General features: G+C 45.3%; 6 protein-coding genes and 1 other RNA gene. 1 reads left to right on the forward strand and 6 read right to left on the reverse strand.

Annotated elements, in window-relative coordinates; genetic code table 11:
• Positions 1-416 precede the first annotated feature (416 nt).
• The 6 genes from rnc to groL all read right to left on the reverse strand — a co-directional run bounded on the left by rnc (position 417) and on the right by groL (position 10,514).
• Entirely contained in the window at positions 417-1,124 is a 708-nt protein-coding gene (gene rnc, locus QZ918_RS23170) for a ribonuclease III (RefSeq protein ID WP_293152190.1), read from the reverse strand.
• 252 nt (positions 1,125-1,376) lie between these two features.
• An RNA gene (gene rnpB, locus QZ918_RS23175) (RNase P RNA component class A) lies at positions 1,377-1,809 on the reverse strand.
• A gap of 722 nt (positions 1,810-2,531) precedes the next feature.
• Positions 2,532-3,695: a magnesium/cobalt transporter CorA gene (gene corA / locus QZ918_RS23180; RefSeq protein WP_293152187.1), complete on the reverse strand. Its 1,164-nt coding sequence runs from the start codon at positions 3,693-3,695 to the stop codon at positions 2,532-2,534.
• Between the two features lie 111 nt (positions 3,696-3,806).
• Positions 3,807-8,042: a PAS domain-containing protein gene (locus QZ918_RS23185; protein ID WP_293338745.1), complete on the reverse strand. Its 4,236-nt coding sequence runs from the start codon at positions 8,040-8,042 to the stop codon at positions 3,807-3,809.
• Positions 8,043-8,208: 166 nt separating this feature from the next.
• Entirely contained in the window at positions 8,209-8,541 is a 333-nt protein-coding gene (locus QZ918_RS23190; protein ID WP_293338747.1) for a hypothetical protein, read from the reverse strand.
• Positions 8,542-8,813: 272 nt separating this feature from the next.
• A complete protein-coding gene (groL, locus tag QZ918_RS23195; protein ID WP_293338749.1) occupies positions 8,814-10,514 on the reverse strand; it encodes a chaperonin GroEL in 1,701 nt (566 codons plus the stop codon).
• Between the two features lie 590 nt (positions 10,515-11,104).
• On the opposite strand from groL, the gene QZ918_RS23200 reads away from it, so the two are divergent.
• Positions 11,105-12,853: an ABC transporter ATP-binding protein gene (locus tag QZ918_RS23200; protein WP_293338751.1), complete on the forward strand. Its 1,749-nt coding sequence runs from the start codon at positions 11,105-11,107 to the stop codon at positions 12,851-12,853.
• The last annotated feature ends 405 nt before the right edge of the window (positions 12,854-13,258 follow it).

The following is a 13,258-nucleotide window of genomic DNA, read 5'->3' on the forward strand; positions in this document are numbered from 1 at the left end:
GGCGCAAAAAGTCTTCAAGATTAGCTATTTAATCTTCTACTTTTTGAGTTTTTGAGCAACTGCTTGCCTGAGCTTCAAAGGTGGCTACTTTTAGCTGCGCTCATTTTTTAGTCTAAACTACAGTTATTGATGTTTTCTGGGTTAAGAATATTTAATTCACGCCTCACCTCAATTTTTAGGGATTCCTAACTGGCTGATGCTTTGTTGCACAGATCTTTTGGGTGCTTTTGCTCACGCTCGATCTCGGATAATTCACTTTTACCCCCTCAATCCGTGTATGTGCCAGTTGGGGGTGCGGAATGTGGGTTATAACGAGGGTCATAAACGTAGGTTTGTAGTGAGGACTTCAGTCCTTCCCCTTAAGGACTAAAGTCCTCATTACGAACCTTGTTTGTTACATTTTTTTTAATTCTCAATTACGGACAATCAACTAATTTATTAAAAGCTGCCTGAGCCGCTGCTTGTTCGGCCGCTTTGATCGATCGACCTTTTCCCTCTGCTACCAACTCTCCCTGAATGTGAACCTCGGCGGTAAAACGATCCTCGCCGCCCTGTACTGTCCCGGTTTCTCGCACGCTATATTTGGGCAAAGTTTTATACTTGCCTTGAGTCAACTCCTGGAGGGCAGCTTTGTAGTTTTGGCGGGCGGGATCGCTGCGAATTTCCGCCGCTAGGCGCTGAAAGTGAGGATCGAGCCAAGGGCGAACTAATTCTAACGTCTGGGCACTCAAATAAAGGGCGGCCAGCAAGGCTTCCAAAGAATCTGCCAGTCTGGGCACTGCGCCTGTTTTGTCCGAGGCGGCGCTGCTGGAAACGATTAAATAGCGATCGAACCCGTAACTGTCAGCGATTTTAGCAAGGATGCGATCGCTCACCAAGATCGATCGAATAGCAGCAAATTCCCCCACCGCACAGTCAGGATAAATTTCAAACAACAATTCCGAAGCCGCCAGCCGCACCACAGCATCGCCGACAAACTCTAATTGCTCGTAATTTGCCTTAGCAGACGCACTAGCATGAGTCAAAGCCAAATCTACAAGATGCCATTTGATCGCAGCATCCTTCGGCAGCCCCAATTTTTCAATTAATATTTCAAGTTGCTTTTGGCGACCTGGATAAATCATACGATTTTAGATTTTAGATTTAGGATTTAGTTTTTTATACTTTAGACTTGAATCTTCAGATAATATTTTATAATTGCAGATTTCGCTTGCTGAATAATATCCGGGTTGGGAGCTTGTATAAAGTAGCATGAATTGTTGAAAAGAATATCAAATTCATTTTAATAAAAAAGCTTGTCATTACAAAACCAAATGTTCAGTTACCCAAATATTTCTGTGGGTGCTGATGGGCGAACCTTACCGAAAAATTGGAGGGGAAAAAGTCGGACATAAGCCGGGTTCTGTTCTCTCAACTGCAAGCAGTTTTCGAGGGCAGTTATCTATCTGGGACGCCTGTTACCAGACGCCTCAAGCGGTACCAAAGAACGGAACCGGTAAAAAACCAACCATAGTCCCTCCGACCTTGCTCCCAACCGGGGTTTACCTAGCCAGCACCTCTCGATGCTGCTGGTGCGCTCTTACCGCACCTTTGCACCCTTACCCCTAACACTTTGCGATTTTTGACGATCGATTTTTGATGCAATCTCCAATCTCCAATCTCCAATCTCTAAATGGGGGGCGGTATCTTTCTGTGGCACTATCCTCACGATCGCTCGCACTGGGCGTTACCCAGCAAGTTTGGTTTTTCGGGAGCCCGGACTTTCCTCAGACCAGCTTCCGCTAATCCGCAACCGCCTGCGCCTACTTTTTCCCCAGATTTATTGTACAGGAAGCCAGCGATTTTAGATTTTAGATTTTAGATTTACTTGCAGAATTGAATCTGGGAGCTTAAGAAGTTTTGATCGATGATATAGCCTTTCTCAAAAAAGTGAGGTACGTTGTTGGGATGCGAGCCCTCTTAATTTAGTGGTTATATAAGCTGTCAGTCATACCTCATATTTTTGAGAAAGGCTATACCTAGATTTATGACACGGCTGCAACCAGGAGCTAGAAACGCGGTTTCTTCCTATATTTCTCGTCAACAAACACAAAATCTCGTAGAAACCGGGTTTCACTCTTGTCAGCGCGCGTGCCACAGTTGCATTTTTTTCAACTGGTATAACAAACAATACTCCGGACAGTTCTTGGAACGATACTACAAGCTTTACAGGCTAAGGATCATGAAAAAGTCGAATTAAATGCCGCGTCTGGGGTGGACATGACTTTGATTTAATTATCCACAGTGGCTCAAAGTCAAGCGAGGATAAGTCATTGGGCCATAGAAAAACTGTCCGAAGTATTGTAACAAACATATATAGCCTTTCTCAAAAAAGTGAGGTATGCCCTATGCCCCATGCTCCATGCCCTATGCCCCATCTCTCCGCTTCGCTTCGCCCATGAGTACCTCATATGGGAGAGCGAAAGGCTATATCAACGCCCTCTCCCGAAAAATGTCCTGGGTGGCGATCGCATTTTATCGAATTCCTGGGCTCAGTCATCCTTAAGAGTAGAAAAATTCTCAAACCAGCCGCGCCGCCAAAAAAAGTAAACTAAAGTAGAGGCGATCGCTAGCATCAGCCCCCAACAAAGTGGATAGCCAAAATACCAATTCAGTTCCGGCATATTCAACGGTGATTTCTCTGTATTGAAATTCATCCCGTATACTCCCGCCACAAAAGTTAGAGGAATAAAGATACTCGAAATCACCGTCAGCAGTTTCATAATTTCATTCATTTTATTGCCAACCGAAGACAGATAAACATCCATCAAACCCGAAGACAACTCCCGATAAGTTTCCACCATATCCATCACCTGCACCGTGTGATCGTAACAGTCGCGCAGATAAATTCGCACCTCAGGACTAATCAAATCGCTGCTATCGCGAATCAAAACATTAATTGCATCCCGCTGCGGCCAAATGGCGCGGCGCAGCGTCAGCAATTCTCGCCGGATTTTATAAATTTTTTCAAGAGTTTTTCGCGTTGGGCGCACCACCACTTCATCCTCTAACTCTTCAATCCGCTCTCCGTAAACTTCTAATACAGGGAAAAATCCATCTATAATCGAATCTAGGAGAGTATAAGCCAGATAATCTGCTTTGTGCTTGCGAATAGTTCCTTGTCCTTTGCGAATGCGAACTCGCACCGGGTCAAAACAATCATAGTCCGGTTCTTCTTGAACAGTTAGCAGGTAATGCTTGCCCAAAATAAAACTTACTTGTTCTTTATGAAAATTATCTGAATTTGGTTTAATCATCACCATCCAAGCAATGATTAAAAGGTGTTCTTCATAGTCTACAACTTTCGGTCGTTGAGGAACATTAACTACATCTTCCTGAGCCATAACGTGCAAATTAAATACTTCGCCCATTTGTCTCCAGGTTTCTTTGTTTCCCAATCCCAACATATCCACCCAAGAAACAGATTCTGTATCTAAATAGGCAGCAGCTTCTCTAGGATTTGCCAACTCGGCGCGGCTAGCTCCTGTCTCGCAATAGTCAATTAATATAATCTCAGGAGGTGGCGCATCGGGTTCTAAGTCGAGAGTTCCCGGCATCGCTCCTGGATCGTCATAAAAATAGTCAACATAGGAATCATCATCATCTTTAATTGGTTTGGGAACGGCACTAGAAGTATGTATGCTTTTGTATACCATGTTGATATTTCCGAGTTTTGGAACATTTAATTAGACTATCATTTTTCCAGTATAACCATCAATTTTAAATAACAACTGTCCCAGGTCAACTGTCCCAGGTCAACTGACTAATTACCTTTGCTTAATAGGAATCTCGATCGCAAATTCAGTGCCACCACCGGGCGCGGAAATACAGTCCAGCTTGCCCCTGTGTCTTTCCACCACAATCTGGTAGGAGATAGACAGCCCCAAACCAGTACCTTTACCGACTGGTTTAGTAGTAAAAAACGGGTCAAATATCCGAGATTGAACAGACTCTGCCATTCCTGACCCGTTATCCGAAATTGCGATCGCCACCCGATTGTTCTCCAAAACCTCCGTGCGAATCCGAATCAAAGGAAATGCGTCACAAGCCAAAGGTAAAGTAGAAAAATTTTGCCGTTCCCCATCCGCTGCACTCGCCAATTCCAATTTTCTATTTCTGATATTTGCCAAAGCATCAATCGCATTACTTAGTATATTCATAAACACTTGATTTAACTGTCCGACATAGCACTGTACGGGTGGTAGCATACCATATTCTTTGACTATTTCAATCGGGCGATTTCTACCATTTTCTTTGAGTTTGTGTTGCAAAATTAATAGAGCGCTGTCAATTCCTTCGTGAATATCAACACGCTTAATATCAGATTCTTCCAGTCTGGAAAAATTACGCAAAGACAGAACAATTTCGCGAATGCGATCGGCTCCATTTTCAATTGAATTCAGCAGGCTCGGGAAATCCTCTTGCATAAATTCTACTTCTATTTCTTCAGCAAAATTCGCAATTTCCGTTACTGGTTGCGGGTAATTTTTTTGATACAAACTACACAATTGCAGCAAATTTTTTGCATACTCGTTAGCGTGAATAATATTGCCGTAAATAAAACTAACAGGATTATTGATTTCGTGAGCAATTCCGGCAACTAGCTGTCCCAAACTCGACATTTTTTCTGCTTGAATTAATTGAGCTTGAGTCCGGCCTAATTGTTGCAAGGTTTGCTCTAGTTCGCGATTTTTATCTTTTAATTCTGATTCGGCTTGTTTGCGCTTGGTAATATTGCGGGCGATAACTATTGCCTGATTCGAGTTAAAAGGTAGCAATCTCGCTTCATAGGTTTCTTCCCCAGACGCCATGGATAGGGAATACTCTAGACTAACTGGAGTTCTATTTTCGGCAACTTCCAGTAGAGCCTCTTCTAGCTGGCTAGCGGCGGTTGTTGGCAATATATCGGTCACTTGTTTGCCAAGAAAAGAGTCGGAATTCAAATACAAATCCGCTGAATTTCCTGACAAATAATCCAAAATAATTCCGTCAGCATTGAGGCGGAAATACTGATCCGGCAATGCTAGAAAAACAGATTCCAACTCAGAAGTTTTTTGGCGCAATGCTTCTTGGGCGTAGTAGCGATCGCTAATATCCAAAATCACCCCGTCCAAACAGGAAACGCTCCCATCGGCGTCGAACACTGGAGAACCTTTATCCCACACCCATTTAACCGTGCTGTCTGCTGCTAGCAAGCGGTATTCTAAATTATAAGACTGTTTATTTTCTATTCCTTGCCGAATAGTTGCTTCTACTTTTGCCAAATCTTCGGGGTAAATAATGCTAGCAAAAGTTCTGCCTTTGCTGTCCAAACGCGAAATAAAATCCCCAGCCGGGTAGCCCGCTATTAAGTAAATTGCCTCGCTAATAAAACTTGTAGAAAAATCGCAACGCCAGCGATAAACCACTCCAGGAATATTAGCAACCAAAGACCTAAATCTGGCTTCACTCCTACGCAAAGCTGCTTCCGATTCATGGCGTTTTGTAATATCGTTAGTAAAACCTAGCACTGCAAATATATTACCTTCAGCATCGCGTAGAGGGACTTTTTTGGTATCTAAAATATGTATTGAACCATCAGCAACAGTTGCAGCATCGCAGGGATTGTGGATGATTTCGCCTGCCAGTACAGCAGAATCATCTGTGCGAAATCCTCGGAGATTTTGTGCGGAGTTTCCAAATACTAGCTCTTCTGAGAATCCTAATTCTAAATCTGATTTGCCAATTATTTCTTCGACTGTTTTACCGATCGCTTCGGCTAAACTGTTGTTGGCTAAAATATAGCGAAATTGTTTGTTCTTGGCAAAAATCCAGTCACTGGTTTTGTCGATTACCGTCCGCAGCAGTTGTTCCGAACGTTCGGTTTGTGCCAATGCTACTTGCAGTTCTACTTCCAGGCACTTGCGAGCTGTAATATTTTCAAATGCCACGCCTACGGAGTTGTTAGGTAACGGAAAAGCTTTAATAGAAAAAGCAAGAGTTATTTTTCCTGATTCGTCGCAGTCAATATCTTCAACTTCTACGGCTTTTTGAGTGCGAATTACTTCAGCAAATGCTTGGGGAATGTTTTTCGATCGCAAATGCGGAAAAATCTCGTCGATTGTCATGCCCAAAACGTCGGCCATTTCTAGCCCTGTAAACCTAGTGGCAGCGGGATTCGAGGCAATCGCCCTCAAGGTGGTATCATCGTCTATATTTTCCAAATGGTAGACGTACAAACCAATTTGCATATTCTCGACAATTTGGTCGTATAGACGCACGCTTTCGTCTACCTGCCTGCGTTCGGTGATATCTTCTGTAATCCCCAAAACGTACTGAGGCTCGCCCTTAGCGTCGAGAATTGGCACTTTGCGGGTGTGCAGTATTCTCATACCTTTGTGGCGAGTTTGGATCGGCTCTTCGGCTATTTCTTTAACCAGAGATTGGTTGTGATGGCTGGTTAATATTTCCCTGTCTTGAGCGGTAAAAACATCAGCTTGCTCTTTCGGGTAAATATCATAGTCATTTTTGCCGATCGCCTCTTGAGATGTCACACCTGCGATCGTTTCCCCCGCCTTATTCCACAGCACGAATTTTAGCGAAGAAGCATCTTTAGCAAAAACTCCCAAGGGCAGATTTTCTACTACGGAATTGAGGAACCCTCTAGCTGATTTTAATTCAGCTTCTGCACGCTTGCGTTCGATGCCTAAAGCGATGACATCGGCAACCGATCCCAAAGTTTCTTCAAAGGGTACTGTCAGCGACTGGTGGCTGACAATTACCATGACTCCCACTAGCCTTTCTTCGACAATTAAAGGATAGCCGGCGAAGGTAAGAATTTGCTTGGGGATTTGGCAATTTCCCCGATCGTGACTGCTGTCGATAATTGCTAATTGCGAACTGTGTGCTGGCGTGGCTTCCCCGCATTCTTGCTCCTCTAGCCCCAAATGATTCAGTTCAAATCGACAGTCAAATAGTGGTTTTTGCTGTTGGGCGATCGAGTTAACCTTATTTTGAATAAATCTAGCAACCTCGTCTGTGCGGCTGTAGATTCCAGAGGTTGCTTGCAACTCGCAAATATTGTATTGAGAGTTAAAAGTCCAAATTTCAGCAGAGGCGACATCGAGATTTCGTACCATTGCTTCGCAACAGGGAAGCAGGATATCTTGAGGGTGTTTGGTGAGGGCAATACCGACATCGGCTACCATTGCTGTAAGGCGAGAAGCTTGGGCTTTTTCTGCTTCCAACCGTTTGCGATCGGTGATATCTTCCACCAAAGAAAGCACTGTAAAAGTGTCGCCGCTGCGAATAATCGAGTTGAACCAACGACACCAAATAACTTGTCCGCATTTGGTTTTATTTTGATTGATTGAAGTATTGCCGTTACCGGAGGCTAGTTCGAGTTCGATCGCGCTTACAGCCTCTCGATCGTCCTCGCAAACCAAATCCAAATCGCCGAAATGCTTGCCCAGCATATCATCGGAAGTCCAGCCAAAGATTTCTTCAGCACGTTTCGACCACTGAACGATCCGAAAATTCTCATCCCAGCCTACCATTGCCAGGGGACTGTTAGCTGCATTCAACCACAGTAAATGATTCGAGCGACGCAACTGTTGAGTTTTCTGCTGCTGCCAGCGGTAGTGTCTGGTGATATCTCTACCGACACCCAAAACCCGCATCTGGTTGGTAGAGACATCCAGCGCTGGCGTGTAAGCCGTTTCGTAGATTTTAATCCCCCCGTCTGCCGCCGTCACCTCGTGAATTGCCAGCTTTTTTTCCCCTGTGATAAATACTTGTTGCAGGCAGGAATCAATCTGAGAGATTATATTTTTTAGAGCTGTATTATTGGGATATAATTTCAACAATTCCCGATTCGTTTTGTTGACTGCTTCAGCCGGCTCCAATCCCATCCAAGCAGCAGCTACAGGATTAATCGATATGTACTTTTGCTGTCGATCGCACTCTAGGAAAGCATCAACAGAGTCAGAGAAAAAAGACTGTAACGAGTTGATAACTTCCTGCATGGGTATTTTTTGATCACTTGCAAGTTAAGCTTTAAATTTTTCCTAAAGTTAGTTTAACTCACTCAAATATTTTTTCGCACTTTACTGCTGGCGTTCCCGGTACAATTTTCGGCCCGTTCCCTATAATACAAAAAATTTCAGGAAATAGTATGTTTTGGAATATAACTTAATTAGAGCATCTGCTCTTTTTTTCAACAAGACGCATCGGATACAAAAGGGAGAGGGGTTCAACAGTTGACAGTTGACAGTTGACAGTTGACAGTTGGGGGAGAGATAGGGAGATAGGGAGAGGGGGAGAGATGGGGAGAGGGGGGGGGGAGAGACTGACAGGTGCAGTTTTTTTAGTAAAAGCCTTATCCCATAAGAGTTTGATGCTTCCAGTAAGCCACTTTCCAAAACCGTTGCACTGTCTAGATTTGCTGGGTTTTGCTAGGGGAAAACCTACACCTGTCAGGGGGGGAGAGATGGGGAGAGAGGGAGAGAGAGGGGGTGCAGACATTAGTGTCAACTCAAGGCTGGAACCATTGATAAATCTCGCTTTTATCGAGGTGAGATCCCCCTAAATCCCCCTTAAGAAGGGGGACTTTGAGTGCTTCCGGTTCCCCCTTTTTTAACGGGGGCTAGGGGGGATCGGAGGGCTTAATCGTCTATCCGAGGGATCCCCCTAAATCCCCCCTGATAGTCGGGGGACTTTGAGTGCTTCCGGTTCCCCCCTTTTTAAGGGGGGCTAGGGGGGATCGGAACATTAGACGTTAAGTTGACAATAATGGACTACATCATGCCCATGCCGCCCATGCCGCCCATGCCACCCATGCCGCCCATGCCGCCCATGCCGCCCATGCCGCCCATGCCGCCCATGCCGCCCATGTCGCCCATGTCGCCACCAGCTTTTTTCTTCTCGGGTTTTTCGACAATTACAGCTTCAGTGGTCAAAACCATGCCAGCAATGGAACCGGCATTTTGTAAAGCCGATCGCACTACCTTAGCCGGATCGATAATTCCAGCGGCAATCATATCTTCGTAAACGTCGGTGAGAGCGTTGTAGCCAATGTTCTGCTCGCTAGCCCGCACTCGCTCGATCGCGATCGAACCTTCCACACCGGCATTATCAGCGATTTGACGCAAAGGTGCTTCCAAAGCTTTTGCAACCAAATCAGCACCAATTTGCTCTTCAGCGTCTAAAGTGCTTCTGATGGCATCAATTTTTGTAATCAGGTGAATCAGCGTCGTGCCGCCTCCAGCGACGATACCTTCTTCCACAGCAGCTTTAGTAGCGTTGAGGGCGTCTTCAATGCGGAGTTTGCGATCTTTGAGTTCGGTTTCGGTAGCTGCGCCTACTTTAATTACAGCAATACCGCCAGCAAGTTTGGCAATGCGTTCGGTTAATTTTTCCTTGTCGTAGTCAGAATCCGTCGCTGCTAGCTGCTTGCGGATTTGCTCGATCCGTGATAACACGTCTGCTTTGTGTTCGTCGCCAGCGACAATGATGGTGTTTTCTTTGTCGATCGTAATTTTGCGGGCGGTACCGAGCATTTCTAGTGTTGCGGTATCAATGCTGAGTCCGACTTCTTCAGAAATCAGTTGACCGCCGGTCAGAACGGCGATATCTTGTAGCATGGCTTTGCGTCGCTCGCCAAAACCAGGAGATTTGGTAGCTGCGATATTCAATACACCGCGTGCTTTGTTGATGACCAAAGTTGCCAAAGCTTCACCTTCAATATCTTCGGCGATAATGATCAGCGGTGAACCGGTGCGGGCAACTTTTTCAAGAAGCGGAATTAGTTCTTGAATCGAGCTAATTTTTTTGTCGGTAATTAGGATGCGAGCGTTTTCGTACTCAACTTCCATGCGATCGTTGTTGGTGACGAAATACGGGGAAAGATATCCGCGATCGTACTGCATCCCTTCGACAACTTCCAATTCTGTCAACAGAGATTTCGACTCTTCAACAGTAATGACGCCATCTTTGGTGACTTTTTCCATTGCTTGAGCAATCATGTCGCCGACTTCTTCGTCGTTACCGGCGGAGACAGTGGCGACCTGAGCAATGGCAGATCCTTCGACTGGTTTCGCTAATTTAGCGATTTCTAGGACTAAGTGGGCGATCGTTTTTTCAATCCCGCGGCGCAGTGCGACTGGATTGGCGCCTGCTGCGACATTCTTCAAACCTTCGCGAATGAGGGATTGGGCAATCACGGTAGCGGTGGTGGTGCCGTCGCCTGCGATATCTTTAGTTTTGGAGGCGACTTCTTGAATTAAGCGAGCGCCAGCATTTTCGAGAGGATCTTCGAGTTCAATTTCCCTAGCAACGGTGATACCATCGTTAACGATTTGGGGAGTCCCGAATTTCTTTTCGAGCAGGACATTCCGGCCTTTGGGGCCCAAAGTGATGCGGACTGCATCGGCGAGTTGATTGACGCCGCGTTCGAGTGCCCGCCGAGATTTGTCGCTAAATGCAACTATTTTGGTCATGTTTGTCTCCTTGCGCTTACATTAGCAAATTTAGCACTCTCTGACTCTGAGTGCTAAGTCGATCGACTTTAGATTGTAGCGTGCCCCTCAGGAGTGTGGGGCTGGCGGGGGCGGATTTGGGGGAGAAGTCTGTGTGAGTAGAAGACGGCACTGCGCTTTACCCGCAGATATAATGAGATTTGTGGTATTTCGGGCGATCGGCTTTAACTCGTTCCAAGGCTCTGCCTGGTAACAAGTAGAATTTATATGCAAAAAATTCTTAACTTCCGTCTTCTGTAACTGGTTTCAAGGCTCTTTCTGGTAACAAGTAACCTTTAAATAGGGAGCATCTCATTTTTGTAAAAAGCATTTTTAATGATAGTGCGAGCTTAAGAGCTCGCGTATTGTACAACTCGCGAGCGGGGACAGCACTATAAAATGCAAAACTGAGATGCTTCCCTTTAAATATAGCTTCCCTATACCCTATTCCTTCGGTCAACTGAAAACTGAAAACTGTCAACTGTCAACCTTTCTCTAAGCGAGCGGGCAAGCTGAAAACTGTCAACTGTCAACTGTCAACTGTCAACTGTCAACTGTCAACTGTTATACCTATGGCTCGTTATTCTCGACTGCAAAAACTGATTTCTTATATGCACCCGCACTGGAAACCCACATTCTGGGGCGTTTTTTCCTTATTTATTGTCAATGCTGTAGGCGTTTACATTCCCCTGCTAATTCGGAATGCAGTTGATACTCTCCAATTTGCGACTAAATTTGACCAAGTTTTCAACTACGTGATACTGATTCTTGTACTAGCTTCAATCATGTGGGGAATTCGGATGGCATCGCGGATTCTGCTGTTTGGCGTCGGGCGTCAAGTAGAATTTGACCTGAAACAGCAAATATTCAATCATTTATTAACATTAGAACCCTCTTATTTTGCTGCCAATACGGTAGGGGATTTAATTAATCGCGCTACCTCCGACTTGGACAATATTCGCCGCTTGGTGGGTTTTGCAGTGCTGAGTTTGGCGAATACAGCCTTTGCTTATGCTTTGACTTTGCCCGTGATGCTGGGGATTGATATACGGCTGACGCTGTTGGCGATCGCAGTTTATCCATTAATGCTAGTTTTGGTACAGTTATTTAGCGACAAACTTCGCATCCAGCAACTAGCCGTGCAAGAAGAACTCTCGGCAATGAGCGATTTAATTCAAGAGGATATGAGCGGAATGTCCGTAATTAAAATCTATGCTCAAGAAGAAAATGAACGTCGAGCTTTTCGCGATTGTAACGCCAAGTTGCTATCAGCCAATTTGACATTAGCCCAAACTAGAAACTTTATTTTTCCACTGCTGGGCGGTTTGGCAAGCATCAGTTTGCTGGTGCTGCTTTCTGCGGGTGGCGGAGCAATTGCTAAGGGCGAAATTAGCATCGGCGATTTTGTGGCGCTGCTAATTTATGTCGAGCGTTTGGTATTTCCGACGGCGCTGTTGGGTTTCACAATTACTGCTTACCAGCGCGGAGAAGTCAGTGTCGATCGCATAGAATCAATTTTGACTGTCGAACCGCAAATTAAGGATGCTCCGGATGCAGCGGACTTGCCAAGTCCCGTCAAAGGTGAAATAGTCGCTCGCAATTTGAATTATACCTATCCAGGCGCTAAGATACCCGCGCTCAAAGATGTCAATTTTACCATCAAACCGGGCGAAACAGTCTCGATTGTTGGGGCGATCGGTTCTGGCAAATCAACCTTGGCTAATGCCCTGCCGCGCTTGCTGAATATCGATCCGGGCGAGTTGTTTGTAGACGGACAGGATATTACGGAAGTGAAGTTGAGGGAGTTGCGGGGGGCGATCGCCTACGTGCCCCAAGAAAGCTTTTTGTTCGGTACTACCATCAAGAATAACATCCGCTACGGCAATCCTTTAGCAGAAGAGCCAGAGATTGAAGCAGCCGCCAAACAAGCACAAATCCACCCCGAAATTCTCAACTTTCCGCAACAGTACAAAACAGTTGTCGGCGAGCGAGGCATTACCTTATCCGGCGGACAAAGACAGCGAACAGCACTAGCTAGAGCCTTGTTAGTTGACGCTCCCGTGCTAATTTTAGACGATGCTCTTTCCAGCGTTGACAATCAAACTGCAACCGATATTTTGCAGAACTTGGCAACCGGAACCGATCGCAAAACCGTAATTTTCATCTCCCACCAAATGTCAGCAGCCGCCAGTGCCGATCGCATATTTGTCATGGAAAAGGGAGAAATAGTGCAAAGCGGCACTCACGCAGAATTGGTAAAGGAAACAGGGCTGTATCAGTATTTATGGAACCAGCAAAAACTAGAAGAATTGCTGCATTAACAGGTTCGTAGTGAGGACTTTAGTCCTTCTTCCGACAGGTTCGTAGTGAGGACTTTAGTCCTTCTTCCGACAGGTTCGTAGTGAGGACTTTAGTCCTTCTTCCGACAGGTTCGTAGTGAGGACTTTAGTCCTTCTTCCGACAAAGAAAAAAGGACTGAAGTCCTCACTACAAACTGGAATTTAGTCCTTCTTCCGACAAAGAAAAAAGGACTGAAGTCCTCACTACAAACTGGAATTTAGTCCTTCCTCCGACAAAGAAAAAAGGACTGAAGTCCTCACCGACAGGTTCGTAGTGAGGACTTTAGTCCTTCTTCCGACAGGTTCGTAGTGAGGACTTTAGTCCTTCTTCCGACAAAGAAAAAAGGACTGAAGTCCTCACTACAAACTGGAATTTAGTCCTTCTTC

Source organism: Microcoleus sp. CAWBG58, from assembly GCF_020883045.1.
In the GTDB taxonomy this organism is placed as follows: Bacteria; Cyanobacteriota; Cyanobacteriia; order Cyanobacteriales; family Microcoleaceae; genus Microcoleus.